Source organism: Pseudomarimonas arenosa (genome assembly GCF_014841215.1).
GTDB lineage: Bacteria > Pseudomonadota > Gammaproteobacteria > Xanthomonadales > Xanthomonadaceae > Pseudomarimonas > Pseudomarimonas arenosa.
This window is the reverse complement of record NZ_JACYTR010000039.1, coordinates 1-20,466: the sequence shown is the minus strand read 5'-3', so window position 1 is coordinate 20,466 and position 20,466 is coordinate 1. Positions and strand designations below refer to the sequence as shown.

Annotated in this window: 10 protein-coding genes; 4 read left to right on the top strand and 6 right to left on the bottom strand. The window is 60.5% G+C overall.

The window, feature by feature from the left end; translation table 11 throughout:
- Positions 1 to 470 precede the first annotated feature (470 nt).
- A complete protein-coding gene (locus IFO71_RS15075; RefSeq protein ID WP_192030483.1) occupies positions 471 to 1,127 on the bottom strand; it encodes a DUF4386 family protein in 657 nt (218 codons plus the stop codon).
- Positions 1,128 to 1,984: 857 nt separating this feature from the next.
- Positions 1,985 to 5,770 carry a DUF11 domain-containing protein gene (locus IFO71_RS22515; RefSeq protein ID WP_192030482.1) on the bottom strand — a complete coding sequence of 1,262 codons (3,786 nt, stop codon included), beginning with the start codon at positions 5,768 to 5,770 and terminating at the stop codon, positions 1,985 to 1,987.
- 615 nt (positions 5,771 to 6,385) lie between these two features.
- On the opposite strand from IFO71_RS22515, the gene IFO71_RS15065 reads away from it, so the two are divergent.
- A complete protein-coding gene (locus tag IFO71_RS15065) occupies positions 6,386 to 6,691 on the top strand; it encodes a DNA polymerase beta superfamily protein (RefSeq protein WP_192030497.1) in 306 nt (101 codons plus the stop codon).
- A gap of 214 nt (positions 6,692 to 6,905) precedes the next feature.
- Here the strand turns inward: IFO71_RS15065 and IFO71_RS15060 are convergent, their stop codons facing one another.
- Positions 6,906 to 9,008, bottom strand: coding sequence for a MarR family transcriptional regulator (locus tag IFO71_RS15060; RefSeq protein WP_192030481.1), 2,103 nt, complete (start codon positions 9,006 to 9,008; stop codon positions 6,906 to 6,908).
- Between the two features lie 1,450 nt (positions 9,009 to 10,458).
- Positions 10,459 to 11,022, bottom strand: a complete 564-nt coding sequence (locus tag IFO71_RS15055) for an Ax21 family protein (protein ID WP_192030480.1) — start codon at positions 11,020 to 11,022, stop codon at positions 10,459 to 10,461.
- A 590-nt stretch (positions 11,023 to 11,612) separates the two neighbouring features.
- Between IFO71_RS15055 and IFO71_RS15050 the strand changes: the two genes are divergently transcribed.
- A complete protein-coding gene (locus IFO71_RS15050) occupies positions 11,613 to 13,334 on the top strand; it encodes a vWA domain-containing protein (RefSeq protein ID WP_192030479.1) in 1,722 nt (573 codons plus the stop codon).
- Between the two features lie 534 nt (positions 13,335 to 13,868).
- Here the strand turns inward: IFO71_RS15050 and IFO71_RS15045 are convergent.
- Together IFO71_RS15045 and IFO71_RS15040 are read right to left on the bottom strand one after the other, a co-directional pair.
- Complete coding sequence (locus IFO71_RS15045) at positions 13,869 to 16,262, bottom strand: M14 family zinc carboxypeptidase (protein ID WP_192030478.1); 2,394 nt, start codon at positions 16,260 to 16,262, stop codon at positions 13,869 to 13,871.
- A gap of 254 nt (positions 16,263 to 16,516) precedes the next feature.
- Entirely contained in the window at positions 16,517 to 17,770 is a 1,254-nt protein-coding gene (locus IFO71_RS15040; protein ID WP_192030477.1) for an FAD-dependent oxidoreductase, read from the bottom strand.
- Between the two features lie 189 nt (positions 17,771 to 17,959).
- On the opposite strand from IFO71_RS15040, the gene IFO71_RS15035 reads away from it, so the two are divergent.
- Both IFO71_RS15035 and IFO71_RS15030 read left to right on the top strand, forming a co-directional pair.
- Positions 17,960 to 18,682, top strand: coding sequence for an AraC family transcriptional regulator (locus tag IFO71_RS15035; RefSeq protein WP_192030476.1), 723 nt, complete (start codon positions 17,960 to 17,962; stop codon positions 18,680 to 18,682).
- Positions 18,683 to 18,780: 98 nt separating this feature from the next.
- Positions 18,781 to 20,301 (top strand): serine hydrolase domain-containing protein, encoded by a 1,521-nt coding sequence (locus IFO71_RS15030; protein WP_192030475.1) that lies wholly within the window; start codon positions 18,781 to 18,783, stop codon positions 20,299 to 20,301.
- The last annotated feature ends 165 nt before the right edge of the window (positions 20,302 to 20,466 follow it).

Below are 20,466 nucleotides of genomic sequence, written 5' to 3'. Positions count from 1 at the left end.
CGCGTTGTTCGGCTGCTACGCAGCAACGGCTACTTCGTAGCCTGCGCCTTCGCTACGCTCGGTCGGCTGCTACGCAGCAACGGCTACTTCGTAGCCTGCGCCTTCGCTACGCTCGGTCGGCTGCTACGCAGCAACGGCTACTTCGTAGCCTGCGCCTTCGCTACGCTCGGTCGGCTGCTACGCAGCAACGGCTACTTCGTAGCCTGCGCCTTCGCTACGCTCGGCTGCTGTCGCAGCTACGCGGGACTGCGTCCCGATCTCGCCCAAGTGGGCCCACCACTTGGGCTCGTCGCGCCTTGCACTCGACGCAAAGTCCTCGGTGATCATCCGCGCCCCCTCATGAAATATCCGGGTTAACACACTGTTGCAACAACGCAGACCCCGCCGGAGGCGGGGATTCTGCGCTCCGGGGGGGAGGAACAGCGGCCAACTTTGTCGGCCGTTTGTTTTTGGGTTGCCCCTCCAGTGGATTAGTTGGCGATTGGGCGGCGGAGCATCACCATGCCGAGCCAAGCAAACCACACGATCTGGGTGATACCGAAGACGGCGCCAAGCTCAGCTAACGGTGGCGCAATGGTGAGCAGCCCGGCAATGCCGACGACGAAGCCAAAGTAGGCAAGCGCCTTTGGGAGTCCTTGTGCACCACGAGCCACTTGGCTAATCAGCAAAACCCATAGCCCGCCGACCACTTCAACGCCGCCGCCGAGTCCGTTTTGAACCGCGCCAATCGCCGTCCAGGTAGACAGGGCGCGTGTCGGGTCGGTGGCATGGAGCGAAGCCACCGCTTCAAGACCCACGCTACCCACCATACCGCTGGCAATCACAAGGCCAGACCAGATCAATCCAAACGCTGTGGTGATCTGCATGAGGTGGGCCGAGGCGGCTTTGAGCCGCTCGTGCAAAGCAGCGGCGAGCACGACGAGAACCAGGCCGAATACGACGTAGATGAGCGTGGTCCAGGCCTGAAACAGGACCTTCCTCTCCAGCACAAACGAAAGTCTTTCGGCTGCGCTCCAACTTTCGGTGCTGCCCGGATTAAGGACGGTAGCCATGACCGCAAAACCGATCACATACAGCAGCGCATTAATGATCGCAGCTGCGCCGCCAGCTTTCTGAAGTATGTGCATTGACCTGACCTGATAAGCGGGAACCGGGCGGCATTGAATAGGAGTGGGCGCCTCGTGACCCGTGCCGATAGGCATGCATAGGTCGTCAATCGGCGCAAGCATTCATCGGGAGGGACACCAGCGCGCGACCGAAACGCTTGCGCGGTATCCAGCGCTGTATGGCGGGCCCTGGCCTGAGGTCTCCCCAGAAAACTAACAATCAATTCATTCACTTATAGCGAAGCAGCAAGCAAGAGCGTTTCGTTCCGCCCTGCGGGCGGCCCGAGCCACCTTTCTTTGGTGGCAAAGAAAGTGCGGCCCAAAGAAACCACCCAGTGAACGCGCCTTCCGGGCTCCTGACCTCCAGGTTCGCACGCGAGGGCCGGGTTTTTCGACAGCACCTCCCTGTACTGGCGAAAAACACGCGCACATCGTGTGCGCGTCCCTGCGGGCTGATCGTCCCCCGCGCGCCGCATTCCCACTGGATCTGGTTGATCGGCCATCCTGGCCGCAACGCTCGCACACTACACAGTAGCAGTCTCTGACGCACCCAACGCCGCGAAAGCGGCTCATGTAGGCTGGCGCTGAGCGCAGCGAAGCCCAGAGAACGGCTAAGAAAAAGTGGGGAGACCTCAGGCCCTGGCCCGCCATCATTGCGGTCGACACACACTTAACCTGCCACTCATACTGACAATTTGAACGCGGGCCAATCGACGATGCGCGAATCCAGCGGGGAGGCGCGAACACGTTGCGACACCCACAGATTGATCCTTACGTGATCCGGTCGTGTAGAGCGGCGGGCCGGCGCGCCGGGGCCCGCCCTACTTGCTGGTGCGCTGATGGTCAATGACTCATGCGTTATCTTCGACGACGACCACCTACTCGAGAACCACCCTCTCCAGCCATGCCTTGACGTCTCCAGCCGGCAACTCGAAATCGTCTCGGAACACCAGATCCGTCGCCGAAATATCGGTCGCAGTATTGTCGTCGGGGTTGAGTTCCGTCAGACCGGGTGCGTTGGCGGTAATGCTGCTTTCCACTGCACCTAGGAAATCAGCGTTCGTTTGCGCAGTCAGGACGAAGGCCACGGAAGCACCAGCGTCCAGATCCACAAGGGTGTCAATCTCACCCACTCCAGATGCAGGGCAGGCCGCACCCGTTCCGGGCAGGCATTCCCATTCGACGTCGCTCAACGCCAGAGACAACGCACTTTGCACGACGACGTTCTGAGCGTTGGTCGGACCGAGATTGCGGATCTCGATCATGTACGTGATCAAGTCGCCCGGCTGGACCGCGACCATCCCATCGGTGATGGATACTGTCAGGTCAAGGCTGTCGTTGACACAGTCCACCTGGATATTGGTCACCGGACTACCGGCGAGGCTTCCCGAGCCACCAACGACGCTGCAGTTCTGACTGGGATTGCCTGGCTGCCGAACAACGGTTACCAGGTAGTTCGCCCCGTCATCTAGGGGTGTTGCGAAGTTGAACGACCCATTCGCTGCAATCTCCAGATCATCGCCGCCGTTGTTCTGCAGAACGACGCTATTGCCGTCCGCTAATCCGCTCACGCTGCCGCCAACGGTGTACTGGTCGGTGACGCAGGTGATCATCACGTCGACAATGTCCGCCTCGTTCAGCGTTCCCATGCCGTTCGCGATGGTGCATGTCTGGTCAGGCATTGCGGGTTGGGTGGCAACGGAAACGTCGTACGAAGCTCCTGGCTCCAGCGGCGTTGCAAAGGCAAACGCACCATTGGCGGAAAGCGTCAGATCATCGCTTCCATTGTTTTGCAAAACCACGGTGCCGCTGGCCAGTCCAGTTAGGGTGCCTCCGATGGAATAACGGTTGATCTCGCAGGTGACTGCCACGTTGGTGATGTTGAATCCCGTCAACGTTGCAACGTCGTTGGCGATGGTGCAGGTCTGAGCCGGGGAAGTGGGTTGAGTCAGCACGGTCACCGCATATGAGGAGCCGTCGTCGAGGGCCGTGGCGAAGGTAAACGGGCCGTCCGCCGAGATGGTCAAGTCGTCCCCATTATTAACTTGGAGTTGCACGCTGCTGCCAGATGCAAGGCCCGACACGGTACCGCCAACGGTGTACTGCTCGGTGACACACTGGATTTGAATGTCAGCTACATCCGCGGGACCCACGGTGCCGGTGCCGTTAGTGATCGTACAAGTCTGATTAGGACCGGAGGGCTGCGTCCCGACAGTCACCTCATAGTACGTTCCGTAGGGCACGGAGTTGGCCAAGGAAAAGGCGCCGTTCGCGGACAGCGTCACATTCGCAGGGAAATTCGCCACGAGTTTGACCTCGTTTCCATCTGCGAGCCCTGAAAGCGTACCTGTCAACGCGTAAGTCGCATCGCAGCTCGAATACTCCACGGCACCCAGATCGACTTCGCCGCACAGGACACGCGCGCTTCCCGTCTGATCGGTACCGGTGCTGAGGTCATCGTCTGTGTCGCCGTCGCCACTGAGGTCATAGCCGATCTCTGACTCGTCGAGCCACACGCTGGATCCGGTGTTCACAGTATCAAGATTGCTGCCGGTGAGCGGGTAGTAATACTGAAACGCTCCGTCCGAAGCGAGGCCCCCCAACTGCGCATCCGCTGTGAGCGTGGCGTTGCATGCCGAATCGTTGGACATTCCGTTAAGCGAGGGGAATGAGCCAAAGCCGCTGCGTTCTTCACATCCTACGGCCGATGCCGTTTGAACGATGACGTTGTAGGCAAGCACATCGGTCAGGAATAAGGAAATTTCCCCGGCACCTTCGCTCGCCGTATTGAACGCCAGGGTCGTGTTGACCATCGCGAGTACAGCCCCAGGGCCACCGGAACTTATTGCGCCGCCGCCATCTGCAGCATTTTGGGAGAGGGTCGTATTGACCAGGACGGACACCGTCTCGTCACCGCTTTGCGATAGCCCGCCACCCAGGGTGTCTGTTCCGGAAACCGTGTTGCCCACGATAGCACTTTGCCGCACAAGCAATTGTCCGAAATTCGCAATGCCGCCACCCTGCACGTCATCATCGACAACTGAGTTGTTTCGAATCAGAGCGCCAGACAGTTGCAGGTTTCCATAGTTGAGGACGCCGCCACCGTCTTCGAAATCCCCGGAGAGGTGTCCGCCCTGCAGAATCACGTCGTGAATCGAGCTTGTCGCCAAGGCCAGATTCTCGAGTATCCGAAACTCCTCCGCTGCATCCGCCGACCGTTCCAAGGTGGCGAAATTTCCATTGATGACAAGGTCGCCATCGGCTGCGAAGGATGGCAATGCATTGAACGTGCCCGACACCGCGGATGCGAATGAATACACCTTCGGGCTCAATTCGATGGTGCTCGCGGTGCCGTCGGTATTGGCGCAGACGACCGCCGCCACCAGTTCTTCTTCGGAAATCGGATAGAACGCAGTACCCGTTCCGCAAACGTATTCCGCCGCACCCAGATCTATGCCCGCACCAATCAGACGAGGTTTGCCGGACTGATCCAGCTCGTCGGCAAAATCATCGGCGGTATCGCCATCGCCGTTCATGTCGTATCCAAGGACACTCTCGTCCAACCAATTCGGGCTGGCGGAGTCGAGAACGCTGGCCGCTGTTCCGTCCAGGGGAAGAAATTCGGTTCCGTTGATGGCCACGCCTGTGTCAAGGAACCCTACCGCGCCGCTGGAAGTCGCCGAACAGGTGCCGTCGGTTACAAAGGTATTTTCGAGCGCGGTAACGTTGCTGCATTCAGCAATGCCATCGCCGACCGTTCCGCTCAGGATGGAGTTGTAAACTCTTAGCTGACCACTTGATCGACGCACCTGTTGCCCGTCCGCCGCCGAGTAGTTGTCGACGATGGTGGAGTTCACAATGACGATGTCCGACGTGACGTTATTGGCGACAACCCCACCGCCCCTTGCACTGGCACCTTCCAGGGTGTTGTCGGTGATCGTCGAGTGGATAATTCGCGATAGCCCTCGGGAGGCAATACCGCCACCGCTGCCACCACCTAGCACGGCGTTATTTTTCACTGTCGAGCGAACTAACCAGAGTGAACTCGTCGGATCGACGACGATCCCCGCACCGGCGCTGCTTGTGGTGTTGCCTTCGATGACGCTGGCTTCGATGACAGCTTCACCGCCATCCACGACCGCGATGCCACCACCATCATCGTTCGAATGGTTGCCCAGCACGTGCAGGCCTGTGGCTTCCAGCCTGCCGCGGATTTGAATTGCGCCTCCTTTATCCGTGCCTCCCGTCCTTGCGCCCGTCAGCGTCAAATCAGAGATGACAGCATTGGCGTCGGTCCCGACGAAGATCAGTCCGAAATTGCTGGCGGCTCCGGCATCGCGCGACAGCGTACTGCCATTGCCGGCTATGGTCAGGGAAACGTCATTCAGGATTTCGACCAGCGCCCTAGTTCCCTCTGTCGGGTCGGCTTCGCTAAATACATACTCGCCTTCAGTGGCGAGTTCGATAACGCTGGCCACTCCGTCGCCATTCGCGCAGATGATCGCCGCGCGCAGCGCATCGACGTCACCGTCGGCAATCACGTAGGGCGAGGTGCAGCCATCAGTGGCCGTGAAAGCGGACGCTAAGGGTGAGAGTACCAGCGCGAGTGCTGCAAGAAGGCAGCGACGAGAAAGTGGAACAAGGAAAATCGGACTGGCTTGCACGGTAAACCCCTGTCGATAGACTGGTATCCGACTGGCATGGCTGTCGCCAGATCGGCACATGGCGCTTACTGTGTCAGGCGAGTGTGGAGGAAATGAGGATTTGCTCTAGGAAGCTGCTGAGGCTAGTCAGCAGCCTGACAAGCGCGCCATGGACGGCGCTCCCTGAGCTTGTCGAAGGGTTGCGCTGAAAACCTCCTGGATCGAGGTCTCAGCAGCCTGCTAGAGGGTGAGAGCCTGCAGCGACGACGTCCCGACTTGGTGACCAGCCGCAACCTGCGCTCTGTCGCCATCGCTTCATATTTTCTCGCCTGAGCTATCGTTCAGTCCGAATCACATGAACGACAGACCCCTGTGCCGCGCTCGAAACGGTGAGCAGTCTTACAGGGCGGCCCAATCGGCCGTCGATTGCGCCGGCCCTTTAGCTCGGTCGGCCCGGGGCCGCTGTAGCAGGCTGTTTCTCAACAGCCTGCTAAGGCTTGTAGCGCAGTGGCTCAATCTGCCCACGCTCCCCACCCTTTGACACTGCACACCCCGCTCCACTGGCAGCTCGTCAAGTAGCAGTGCAGCAAGTGCGGCAGACCTTGCGCTGCGCTAAGCCCTAGCTGATCTCCATAGATCCTGCACATTTGTCACCTAGGCTTTGCGCGTCTCTTCAGCGACCCTCTGGACCAGTCGAGCGCTCGGCTAAAGAAGGTGTTCTACTTCCTGCGCCCTTTGCTCGCCGGTCGCTGGATCGAACACACCCTCAGCCAACCCCCAACCGAGTTCGAGCGCCTGCTGCAAGCCGAATGGGCAACTGACGACGAACGCCAAATGATCAGCCAGCTACAGGCCGCCAAAGCGCTGGCCTCAGAAGCCGATCGTTGGCCGATGCCCGAGGAACTCTCCGCGTGGCTGACCGAGCAGATGGCCTACTTTTAGGGCGTTGGGCCGAAGCTTGCGGTGAATTCGAGCGGGCAGCTCATGGAATTGGATCAGGTGCTGGCGGAGTGGGTTGCGGGGTCGATTTGAGAGGGAAAGCGCCTGCCACGTGTTGGAGCATTAGGTGGACGTGTAGGTTATGCAGGCGGCGGGTTGAAACCCGCCCTTCCGGGCGCTTGCAGCCGGCAGTGCAACGATGCAAACGTTTTACGTGTCACTCCGAATCCCCCTCAATGCTCAATCCGCGCCGATCATTGGGAGAGAAGTACGCGTCCACCGCAATTCGATTTAGGACGTAGGTACGCTGGGCTCCCGAGTAGGGTCTATCAATCAACTTACGCTCGGCAAGCGATTTGGCGCGTCGGCCTACCAACTGATGCGAGCAGTCGAGTTCCATTGCGACGTCCCCGGGCCTCATAGCATTACCTTCGGTCTGCAAAGTTGCCAAGATGCCGAGTTCGGTTTTGTCAAGAAGTAACTCTGACGAAACGGCCGCGACGTCCCCAGCGTATTTTTGGGAAAGGTTGACGACACTGACTTGACCAGTCTCGCATTCGGGACATTTCATTCTGAACATTTTGATGGCTTCAAGCTTTTCAAACGGAAACCTAGCAGCACAGCTATTGCATGAAATCTCCTGGTTGCGATTTAAGAACGCCAAGACTAGCGAAGAGTAGTCGAAAACTCGCTCAACGAAATATAGACGGAACTCCCGCTTACCAGTTGGCCTCCCAAACCTAATGGAGTAGCCCCTGCATAGGCCATAGTGCAACGCGTAGACCGAGACTCTTCGACCAGAGCGATCCGTCATTTCAAAATACTTGGTGACAAAGAAGTTGAGTTCCAGCGTTCTCAGCAACCCCTCCATTTCCGTGGGAATATGAAAGTGGCTGGTGAAGGGGGCTCCTTCAATTGCGCCAAAAACGTCAGAAGAATGCTGTCGCAGCTCTTTCGCTCGACGAACAATGTCTTCAAGCAGCTCTCTCAAACTGTATACAGAGAGACGCTCGGCAAACGTGCCATGAAGAAATTTTCCTAGGCGGAAGTACTCTTCAATTTTCTCTCTGTAGTACTTCTCCGCAGCGTCTTGGATGACCGACATTGAGATTCGCCGGCCCTTGATCAGAGCGAGATCCGCACACGAATCCAGGACGTACCCGAGCACACGGGGGTTCGCCATGCTTGCGTAGAACAGCTGGCGCCAAATGTCCAAATCTTCATGAGCAAAGATCTCGCCCATCCTGCCCGGCAAAAATTGGTTAAAGCGAACTTCAACGAGACGACGCGTGAAGTCAATTGCTGCATCTTCCATTGTTGAAACGTCGCTGCCGCCGTAGAGCCTGAAGAGATCGAGGTGTACCTCATCGATCTTGGTCTTATCGATTTGCCCGAAGTAGAGGCGGCCTGGGTAGGCAGCGATTTTGAATTTGACAAGCTCCTCGGACCAGTTGTTCAGCGGCGAAAGCAGAACATCGACGACAAATCTCATGCTTTCCATCGGAAGCTCGGAGAAGTCGTCGATTAACACATAAAGACGGGAGTATCCCGACCGAGCAAGAAATTCGCGCAACTTTGCGATGAAGTCTTTGATATTTAGAGTGCGTAGAAAGACTTCAGAGAATTCGTCAGCAACCGTAGATCCGTGCGAACTCTCCGTTTGCGCGGAGGCGGAAAATGAGCCGCTCGCATCGCTGATGTCAGCGCCAATCTCAAAGGAATTTTTCTTTTCATGCGTCTTCGTATCCGCCCTCCTTCTTCTCAAGAGCGCGGCGACGTTCTCATAGGAAGGAATAGCGAGCGACCTTACAAGATCCTCGAGTTGCGCATCCAGCTCAGCATGAGACCCGAACAAACCCCTGAGCTTGGCCCAAATCGATCCAGTGAACTTTCGCCTAATTTGCGTCCTTAACTCACCAATCAACGCTTCAAGAAACGCCTTTTGCAGTAGGAGTTTTTCCAGGGACGATTGAGGAAGAGCGTCCGAATCTCCCGACAATCTAAGCAGAAGCGCAGGATCTATTTGACAAGACTCAAAAACCGTCTTGATGTCGATGTAGGCGGACGTTGAGTGGTTTGAACGGCTAATTTCGCTTTGTAGCTTTTGGAAGACAGTGGATTTTCCGCAACCCTTCCGGCCAACAAAAAAAGTAGTTTGTGGATCAAGTGCAGACTTGAGCACCCTGCCGTTTGGCAATGCGTCCACGTAAAGTGAGTCGATCAGTGGATCGTTGGTGTCCGGATCGATGAGCTCTGCGCGACGCGCAAGCTTCAACGACTGGCAGATTTTTCGAAAACCCTCATCGATTTCTGGATTCACACTCGCTCTCCATCGCAACTCAGCCGTGCTCAAATGCTGATCAAATCGAACATTGGTACGCCTTGATTCATTAGATCCCGGGGCCAACGATCCGGCCAACACGTTTCGCTTCGCTCAAGGTGAGTCAGCGTATGGATTCTAACTCCGGCACACTCTTCAAGACCGTCTTGACACTGTCGCTCCGACGCGGCGTTTTGTAGTCCAGCATCTACCCCAATGGCGACGCACGAATTCGGTGAGTATCTGAAATCGTGACGCGTGGCGTTGCAGTGACCGTCAGCTCGAGGGAAAAACTGCCACTTCAAACCTATGCGATCAAGGTGAATAGTTCACTCGTACGAAATCCGGTGCCGACGAGGCTTGCCTGTCATTTGTTCAACACGAATCAACGCCAAACACTGATTTTTGGAGCCGATTTTTGCGTCGACGGGCCTACAATCAGCTTCGTTAAGTTCCATCTAAAAATCCTGCAACGAGCCGTTTCGAGCCGCCTCAAATCAGTCCCAGCGTCCACACCGTAGCGCGTTTCGTGCAAATCTCTTGGAAAGCATACATGGATGGCAATGTGGAGTCGGCTCCATGGAAACTCACTCCCCGCCTAGCAGGATGCTGAAATACTGATTTCAGCAGCCTGTTTTTGCGCGCCAAGGACGCCGCGAGCGGGAATCGAACAAGTAGGTGTTTGATTCCCAGCAAAGGTGACGCGGCTCTGCAGCGGCCGTTTGCGCTAAGATCCTCCTGGATGGGGGTATTTCAGCAGCCTGCTAAGCAGTAGGCTGAGTCCCAATGGTTGATGTGCTCAGAGCCTCTGGGCCGCAAGATTGACGATCGTCGCCGGGCCGCCTGGTGGGCCATTTGCGGCCGCGTCATCGCCAAGCAGGTAGTTACTGATCTGATGTGTGGCTAAGCAGTTCGGATCGCTTGCCAATGCGATGCCTATGTTGGCCTAGTTCGGCACGCCATTGTGTCAGACCTAGGGTTTGTGAGACCGGTCGCCGAAGGCACCCAACCACCCGCTCTTCAACCCCACTGAATCTAAATCCCCCACTCCCCGCATCCAATGTCCTAAATCCGCAAACGCCCACCCGCGGGCGTGGCGGGTCGTGAGGTCATCCGCCGTTGGGCGGGTGAATAGGATCACCACAAGGACACTACCGATGCCTCTTCAGATCGATGCCTTGATTGGCCGATTCAATCTTCAAGCTGCCGAATCACTAACAGGCTGCTGAGGCTCATTTCAGCAGCCTGATATCGCGCGCCACGGCCGGCGCGTGCGGAACTCGAACACGTAAGTGTTGGATTTCCGGCAAACCGTTCGACAGGCTCTCGGCGGGTGTGGCGCGTCTTTGGCGCGCCCGGCTTGCCGTCAGCCGCTCGAACGGCGGTCCCTGAGCTTGTCGAAGGGTTGCGCTGAAAACCTCATGGATGGAGGTATTTCAGCAGCAACCTGCTAGAAGCGCAGCCGCGGTCCAATCAGATATTCGTTGGCGCCTTCAGCCACCGTGGCCGTGGCCACCAGGCCCCAGTTCTTGTTGAACTTGTAATGGCCGCTGAGCTTGGCGTAAACGTCGCCGTCTATGTTGTCGCCATTGGTGTAGCCCAGCGCCACCGTGGTTTCGAAGCGTTGACCAAACGAATTGCGCAGGCCGATCTCGGCCTCATAGCCATCGACATCACCACGAAACACACCGGCGTCGACATCCAGCCGCAGGTAGTTGGCGTTGAGCACCAGATCCATGCTGCTGCTCAGGCCGTGGCGCCAGCCAAAGCCGAGTCGCGTCAAGTCAAGGTCGACCGATGCGATATCGGTCTCGTGCCGACCATGGCCGCCATAGATGAAAAATTGATCACCCAGCAGGGCCGAGCCGTTGAAGGCCACGCCATCAGCATCGTTGCTGCTGCCTTTGATGTTGAGCTGGCTGTAGCCAAGCTCACCATAGTTGTAACTGATCTCGCCGGCGTTGGCAGCCAGCGGCAGGGCCAACAGGGCCAGGGCGAACAGAGTCTTGCGCATACGTGCTCCTAGTACATTGTGGGACCGTTCTTGGTCGCGACAGAGCCTGCTGGAGGCCGCCCAAACGGCTGCTAAATTTTTTCCCTACCGAGAGCTGAACGGTTGGACTGTTAAGTAGGCATTGAGCCGTTGAACATGGCGTTCAGCCGGAGCTGATCCGCAGCCGGTACGCATCGGGCCGCCAAGGTCACGGGTGTCGGCATCGTGTCAGCGCAGCGGCAGCGCCGGCGACGGCTTGACCGGGCGCTGATAGTCAGCGGGCAACTCCGTGGCCTGCCACGGATCAGGCGGTTGCGTCTGAGACTGTCGCCGCTCATACGGCCAGCAGGGCATCCGGGCCATTTGAACCTGGAGTTTGGCTGTTATTTAGCTTCGTCTGCCATCAACGCCCGGCGCAGGCCCTGCAAGCCCCTGGGCGTTCAGGCACTTGCTGCACTCGAGCGCGCGATCTCCCCCAGGGCAAGGCCACCCAGCGCGCTGAATCGGCATTCAGCTGCCGATCAATTTTTTGCAAGCGGTTAACCCCCAGTTGCCCGCCACCGCGTTTCATCGACACACCGGCATACGCCGGGCATGCCAAGGAGAGCGTCATGCGTGGGAAGCGATGGGGAGTGTTGGCCTGTTCCGTCATTCTGGCGGTGGGCTGTGCGAAGAGCGCAAAGCAAGAGGTCGCGGTGGCCGAAGCCAGCGAGGAGAAGTACTACCCGGCCAATCAGGACAGCAACGCGCCGATCGACAGGATCGAGGTGACCGGCAGTCGCGTGCGCTCGCAGGGGAGCGCAGGCGAAAGCGAATCGGTGGCGTACTTGCAGGCGCCACCACCACGGCCTGCCGAGCCGGCACCGATCGCGCTCTCCGACCCGACACGAATGCCGATTCCGCTGTCGCCACCAGCACCGCCTCCTCCGCCGTCCGACCATGCCGAACCGGCCGCGCCCACGCCAGTGATTCGCAATAGCTGGCAGATCACCCAGCAATCGTCGGTGTCGACCTTCTCGATCGACGTCGATACCGGTAGTTATACCCTGGCCCGCAAGTACCTGACCGATGGCCGGCTGCCTTCGCCACACCTGGTGCGCACCGAGGAGTTCATCAACTATTTCGATCATGATTATCCGCGCCCGGCCAAGGCCGACACGCCGTTCGCCGTCTACACCGAGATCGCTCCGGCACCATGGAATCCGCAGCGCTTTCTGCTTCAGGTCGGAATTCAAGGTTATGAGGTCGATCAGCGTGACCTGCCGCCGGCCAATTTAGTGTTTCTGATCGATACTTCCGGCTCGATGCAATCAGCCGACAAGCTACCCCTGCTCAAGCAGGGCTTTGCCAGCCTGGTCGAACGCTTGCGGGCGCAGGACCGGGTCGCCATCGTTACCTATGCCGGCAGCGCCGGCCTGGTCTTGCCCAGTACCGCCGGCGATCAGCAGCGAGCCATTCTGGCCGCTCTGGACAAGCTCGAAGCCGGCGGCTCGACCAATGGTGGTGCCGGTATCGAGCTGGCCTACAAGGTGGCCAAGGAATCGCGCATCGCCGGCGGCATCAATCGGGTCATCCTGGCCACCGATGGCGATTTCAATGTCGGCACCACCTCGGTCGATGCCCTGAAGAAACTGGTCGAACAGCAACGCGCCAGCGGCACTGCCCTCACCACACTCGGATTCGGCGGCTATGCCTATAACGACGAGATGTCGGAGCAACTGGCCGATATCGGCGATGGCAATCACGCTTTCATCGATGATCAGCTGGAAGCGCGCAAGGTGCTGGTGCGTGAGATGGGCGGCACACTGCTGACGATTGCCCGCGACGTCAAGATCCAGCTCGAGTTCAACCCGGTTCTGGTGCCAAAGTATCGCCTGCTCGGCTACGAGAACCGCATGCTGCGCCGCGAGGATTTCGCCAACGACCAGATCGATGCCGGCGAAATCGGCGCCGGCCACGACGTCACTGCCTTGTACGAGCTGGAATTGGCGGATGTGCGTCAGGCTGAGGCCCTGCTCGCCACCCTGCGGCTGCGCTACAAGCCAGCCGAAGAACAGGCGCAACGACGTGATCAGAGCCGCCTGATCGAACACCGCCTGCTGGCGCGTGATGTGCTGCCGGTGCCCGGCCCACGCCTGCGCTTTGCTGCTGCGGTGGCTGGCTTCGCCGAAAAGCTGCATGGCAGCGAAGCTCTGGCCACCACCAGTTATAGCGAACTGGGTAGCTGGGTGCAGACCCATCCGCAGGCCAAGGATGCACAGGAGCGCACTGAGCTGATCGAGTTGATGGAACTCAGTGCAGCTTTGGCGGAAAACAAGACCGTCGCACGCTGAGCGGCGACGAGCGAGAGGCTATGCGGTGGGCGAAACGCCCACCCTGTGCAGCAGCGACCGCCCTTCGACAGGCTTCAGGGAATGCGCCTGATTGCGCTGGCTGAGCCTGTCGAAGCCAGCCTGGGCGAAGCGCGCTGCCGGGCCGTGAACTCGAACTGCAAGCATTCCATGCCTGCCGGCATTGCACACTACAAGGCTGCTGAAATACCTCCATCCTGGAGGTTTTCAGCGCAACCCTTCGACAAGCTCAGGGACCGCCGTTCGGCAGGCTCACGGCAAGCCGGAAATCAAACACTTGCGCAGCGGCCGAATGAGGGCCGTGCCAGCGCCGAAAGATCACCAACACTCTGTTATCTCAACACCATCGGTCGAAACTCTCGCCCCGCTTGGAATCGCCGGATCTTTCGGCGCGACCTCATGAAATATCCGGGCTAGAGCGGGCCCTGGCCCGCCGCTCCGTCGCAAGCCGATGCCTACGGCGTGCCTCGACCCGATGGCAAACTCGCGTAGCCCAACGAGGGAACCGCGAACTCCCTACTCGAAGCCGTTAATGAACACCTCGTTCGGCGGCGTGGTGCCCTGTTGGGCTCGGCAGGCCGGGCCGGCGGTTTCCAGTCGGATATTGTCCAGCGCCCAGCCCTGTCGAGTGACCGAAGTGTCGCTGCTGAAGCGAAAGCGCAGTCGGGCATCGGCCTGCCCAGCCAGCTGCGGCAGGGGCAGCTCAATGCGGCGCCACTGCGGATCGCCATCGCAGCGGTACACTTCAGACCAGGCGCCGCCGCTCAGACTGATTTCGACCTGACCGAAGTCGTAGCCAGCTTCGGTATCGCAGCGTGAGTCGAAACTCAACAGTGGTGACTCGTAGCCGCTGAAATCGATGCTGGCGCTGGTCAGTGACACATTCAGACTGTTCTGATAGCTGCTACCTGTGGTGGGTAACCAGGCCTCGCCGCCGCCATTGCCCATGCCGGTGCGCAGGGTCCAGGGCGCCTGCACACTGAACTCGGTCGCCACCGCGCTGTCGGCGGCATCTTCGAACAGTGGGCACAGCCGGTAAAGCTCGAAGGTGCGCGATATCAGGCTGCCGGCGTTGAACTGCTGGCCGCTGAGCAGCAGTGCCTCGTGCCCGGTCGCTCGCACTTGCAACTCATACTCGCCGGCCGGCAGAACGCGCTGGAAGCTGCCATCGGTGGAACTGCTGGTTTCGAACTGGTTGGCCCGAATCGTGGCCTGCAGCGGCGTGCCGCTACCGATCTGCCGCACGCTGCCCTGCAAGGTGACCGCCTCGCTGGGGTCGATCACCTCGATAAAGGTGGCGGACACCGGGCCGACGGCACCACTGGCATCGCGGCCCTGGACATAGGCGATGTGCTTGCCGGCGGGCAGGCCATCGGCGAGGGTCAATTGCACCTGCTCCTGCGCGCTGTCGAAGCTGCCGTCGCCGGCGCTCATCGGCAGGGCCACGGCACCGTCTTGCCAGGGCGCAGTGCCGAGGTAGAGATCGGCGCCGGTGATCGTGTGCACGCTGGCGACTGGGCCGGAGTGGCTGGTGAGCTGCTGATTGAAGCGGCTGTCATCGATGCTGGCCGACACGCTGACAGCCTGGTCGGCCAACAGCAGATCCTGGCCGGCGGCGACATTCAGCACATCCGGTCCGGCCGGCAGCTGATACGGCGCGCGGCTGATCTTGGCGGCGTAGAGCAACGCGGCCAGATTCGGCTCCAGGGTGTTTTGCTCAAAGCTGCCGCAGGCCTCGAAGAAGGCGGTGCCAAGCTCAAACGTATAGGACGCCAGGCCGAGTTCGCCGTAGGCGAAGTCATCAGTGGTGCCATCGGTGGGGTACAGGCCAACCGACTGCTCCGGCGTATAGCCATTGAACCAGGCAAAGCGCCGGCCGAGCGTGGCCAGCGCCGGTCCATTCGGTGCCACCGTGTCGGTGTAGCCCCAAGGCCACAGCACCAGCTCGGAATAGCTGTGAATGTCGAGGAACAGGCCGCTGGCATCGTCCGGCGCCGCATCGGTGGGTGAATCGCCACGCTGATCGGCAAACTCGGCGCGTACATGATCGACGATCGCCTGGGTCTCGGGTTCAGAGCCCGGCGTCGGTCCGCGATAGGTTTCCGCGCAGGCCGAGGGACTGGAGCCGTTGTGCATGCCCCACTCAAAGGGGAAGTTGCGGTTAAGATCGACCCCGGCGCCGCTGCCGGAACACTGGGTGGTGTTGACGTTCTTACGCCACATCTGACCCAGCTCGGCGTTCTTGCGCCCGTCCGGATTGGCCTGCAGCACGGCGTGGATCTCGTGATGGTCGATCAGCCAGGTGGCATCGGCATCCTGGCCATAGCCGGCCAGCAGACGTTCGATAAAACGCGTGCCAAGCTCGGCCGGGGTGTATTCGCGGGCATGGATCGAGGTCACCAGCATCAGCTTGGGTTTCGGGCCGGCCACGGCAGAGTTGCTGAGCTTGATCAGTTTGATCGGATAGCCATTGCCGCTGGTCGATTCACGCCAGGTTTCACCGATATCACTGACTTGCAACAAGGTCGGATGCTGTGCGGCCAGGGTAGCCACGCTGTCAAAGGTTTCTTCCACCGTGCGATAACAGCTGAATCCACTGATCGACTTGTCTCCAAGTTTCGCCAGCAGATCGATGCCCTGCAGCAGACGAGCGGTCTCGCCGCGGTCGACGCTGACCTTCAGACCGGCCTGGCGCAGGCGCTGCATGCCCTTAGCATCGGTTTCCACCTGCAAGACGCCCTTGCCGACGTCCAATCGGGCGTGACCGAACTCGGCCGCCAGACGGCGCGCGGTGGCGAGGTCGCTGAACTCGGCGCGCACTACCAGCGATGGCTGATCGGCCAGGGCGGCCGAAGCGCCAGAGATCAAACCGAGGAACAGGGCAGAACGGGCAAACGTGGCTGAGATCATGAGGACTCGTCTTGGCGGCGGCCACTCTGACGTGACCGATCTGTGAAAGCCGACGAGCATGGCAGATCGCTTTGCTGAATGCTACGCAACCAGGGCTTGGTTTTGTGAGCCAGTCGACGGTTTTGCGGTTCATGTTGCCGACTTGGCCTGAATTGGCGGGCCAACGGCCCACCGTATTCTGGATAGGCCAAACGAGGTGTGTAGGGTGCACCTCGGACGCAGCAACCTCGCTTCAGCAACCCAGGCCGGCGCGATCAAGCGCCAGGCTCAGCGATCGCCGGCGCAGCCTGGTGTTCGAGTTGCGCCAGAAACCGCTCGGACAAGCGCAGCTGCCCGAGCCAACCGCTGCGGGTGCCGCTCAGCACGCGCAGCATCTGACCACGGGCAATCGGCAGGCGCGACATCGGGTGGAATACCAGGTCGCGCAGGCCCGCCCAAATGTCGTGTTCGGACTGAAACAGCGGGGTGAGCCAGCGGCTCCAGAAGTGGTAGATGCCGAGATGGGCGCGACGTTCTGCCTGGTAGCGCTGCAGGGCGGGAGCCAGATTGGATTCGGTCCGCAGCGCATCGCGCAGGGCCAGGGCATCGAGCAGGGCCATGTTCACTCCTTGGCCCAGCTGCGGGCTCATCGAGTGAGCAGCGTCGCCGAGTAGGACGGCCCGTCCGCGAAACCAGGTGCGGTGCACGGTATCGCGGTAGCGCGCCTGGGCCAGGCCTTGCGGAACCGGTGTGTTATGCAGGGCCAGGGCGGCTTGCGGCCAGACCTCGGCCACCTGCCGCCTCCAGGCCGCCGGCTCTTGCAGGCTCCGCTCCATATCAGCGGTCGGCAGACTCCAGAAGAAGCTCAGTTTGGCCCGGTCATCACCCGGCCGGGTGCCGACCGGCAGCATACCGATCATCCGTCGCGCGCGGATGTAGCGCTGACATAGATCGCCCGGCCAAGGCCAGTCCGCCGCGTCAACCAGGCACCACAGGGCGCCCCAGGGGTACGGCGCGTTAAGGCGGGCCGGGCTGACCTGCTCGCGCAAGGTGGATGCTGCGCCGTCGGCGACCACGATCAGATCGAAACCGTTGTGACGCCTGCCGTGTTGATCGACCACCACCCCTTGCTCAACGTCGATGGAACCGATGGTGCAATCTGTATGTAGCCGGCGGCCCTCGGACCAGGCCGCGTCGAGCAAGCCGAAAAGGGCACCGCGCTGCACACCGAGGCCGAACAGGCGCCGATCCAGTTCGGCGTAGCGCATGTCCATCACCTTGCGCCCGCCGGCGGTTTCACCGTACAGGCTGTTGATCCGCGCCCCGTGCCGCAGCACCGCCGGCAACAGGCCCAGCTCGGCCAGCACCATCTGGCCCACTGGCTGCAGCAGGAATCCCGCTCCTGCTGGCCCGAGCTCAGGTGCGCGCTCAAACACCTCGACCTGATGGCCATCGCGGGTCAGCAGGATGGCGGAGCTTTGACCACCGGTGCCGTAACCGATTACCGCCACCCGAAGTCGCTTGCTCATGCCGGCGCCTGCCTCCCTTCTGCCATGCGACATGGTAGCCGGGCATGACTGATGAGGGATGCCCGCGGCAGCCACAATGATTAGTCTGCCCAGATGACAGCGCTCCCCACCCATCGCCCAGACCGACAAGGCCACGCGCACCGGGCTCGCTCACGGCGCTTGTTTCAGTCGCCCAGCCTGAGCATCCAGTTGAGCTACTACCCGGGCCGGATGCGGATGGCGGCGCACGCGCATCGCCAGCATCAGCTGTCGATCCTGCTTGGCGGCGGCCTGCGCGAGCGTGGTCGGCGCGCCGAGTCCGAGGTGGAACTGCCGGCTGTGGGTTTCAAGCCGGCCGACTTCCGTCATGCCAACGAGTACGGCGAGCGCGGTGCGCTGATTCTCAGCCTCAATCTCGACCCAGAGGGCGAGTGGTCGGCCCGGCTCGCGCCGCAGCTGGATTGGCAGTGGCGCTGTCAGGGCAATGCCGACTGTCTGCTGCTGGCCCGCGCCCTGCTCAGGCGGCTTGAACGCGGCGATTCTGGCGATTGTCAGAATCTGCTAGTCGACCTGCTGGCTGCGCTGGAGCTTGGCGATCGCCCTGCCCAATGCGCGCCACCCAACTTGTTGCTGCGCTGTCGACAGCATCTGCTCGACGCGCCGCAGGCCAGTCTCAACGAGCTGGCACACGCTGAAGCGGTGCATCCGGTGCATCTGTCGCGCAGTTTCCAGCGCCACTTCGGCTGTCCGTTGTCGGTGTTCCGCGCCCGCCTGCGTTTTTCCCGCGCCCTGCCCGGCCTGTCGGCCGGCGGCCCGATCGCGCACACGGCGCTGGACGCGGGCTTTGCCGATCAGGCCCACTTCACCCGCGCCGCGCGGCAGGAGTGCGGCCTTACCCCGGGCCAGCTAGTGCGGCTGCTGGCCGCTGGCTGAGCCGCACGCCACTGGTGGCAGCGACGGAGGCTAAATCCGTTCAATCCGCTGAGCGGGAGATCAGGCAGATTGGCGGCCAGCCTTTATCGAGAACCGCCATGCGCCTGAAATCGATCTATCTCGCCTGCGCCCTGCTTTGCAGCTCGCTGAGTGCGCCCGCCGTCGACGCCGCTACTCCGCAACAAGCCGCCGGCCAGCTGCAAGAGTTTCTGGCCGGCCTGCCCGATCTTGGCCCAGGCTATGCAGTCACCGTGGTCACCGCTGATGAGGTGGTACTGCAGCACACCCAGGGCCTGCGCAACAGCGCAACCAAGGCGCTGCTGACCGTCGATACGCCGATCTACATCGCCTCGCAAACCAAGGCCTATATGGGGCTGTTGGCCCATCTGCTCGATCGCCGCGGGGTGTTGCCACTTAACACGCCGCTCAATAAGCACTGGCCGCAGCTCAAGCTGCCGGATGGGCTTGATCCGGCCGACTGGACCTTGGCCGACCTGCTCAATCATCGGCTGCCGATTGAAGCCGATGAAATCACCTATCTCGAGGCCTACGTCACCGAACTCGACTATAGGCAATATCCGGACTTGATTGAGTACCTTGCCAAGAAGCGAGACCCAGGCTTTCTGTACGACAACCTGGGCTACAACATCTATGCAGCTATCCTGCATCAAGCAACCGGAAAGCCCTGGCAGGATTGGCTGCAGGAAGCTGTGTTCAAGCCTCTGAAGCTGAATCGCAGCTCGGCACGCACTTCGGATTTTCCTGCCGCCGAGCTGTCCTTCAACCACAGCTGGCTCGGTGAAGCCAAGGGTTGGGAGTTGATTGCGCCCAAGCCCGATCCGCTGATGCAATCGGCCGGCGGCATGATGACCTCACCGGCCGACATGGGGCGCTGGCTGCAATGGCAGCTGGGCGCGCAGCACGGCGGTTCCGAGTTTGGCGCCGAGTTGCGCCAGGCGTCGCAGACCGGGGTTGAGTACCCACGCAGCAGCCGCAATGCCTATGAGCTGCCCTGCGACGGCTACGCATTTGGCTGGAACGTCTGCGATTTCGAGGGCCACCGGTTGTACATTCACGGCGGCGGCTACACCGGCGCCCGTACCATGATGGCCTTCTCGCCCGATCTCGGCGTCGGCATTGGCGTGTTCTCCAACTCTGACAATGCCACTGGCTGGCTGACCAGTCGCACCGTGGTGATGTATCTGCAGTTCCTGATCGAACATAAGGATGCAGCGGCCTGGGCGAAAACCCGGCAAGAAATCTACCCAGAGCGGATTGCCCAGCTGCTCGAGCTTCGTCAGGCCGAGTACAACAAGGCACGCCAGAATGACCGATGGAACGGCTGGCGGTGGGCACCCACACAGGAGCAACTGGCCGAGTTTGTCGGTACCTATCAGGCCGATCAGCTGCCACTTAGCATTGCGATCAGCCTTGTGGACAACCAACTGCAGCTCAAGGCAGGCAGCCTGCAACGCCAGCTCGAAGCGGCCGATCAGGATCTGTTCGGGGCCCATGCACTGGCCCTGCAAGCGCCCGAAGCGCTGCGCTTTGAACGTGATGCAGACGGCAGGCTGATCGGCCTGCATTACCAGGAGCAGCGCTTTTTGCGCCGACCTTAGCTTCTCTTCTCGCGGCACGGAGTGGCGGATGTGGGGATTCCTCTAGCCCGGATATTTCATGAGGGGGCGCGGATGATCACCGAGGACTTTGCGTCGAGTGCAAGGCGCGACGAGCCCAAGTGGTGGGCCCACTTGGGCGAGATCGGGACGCAGTCCCGCGTAGCT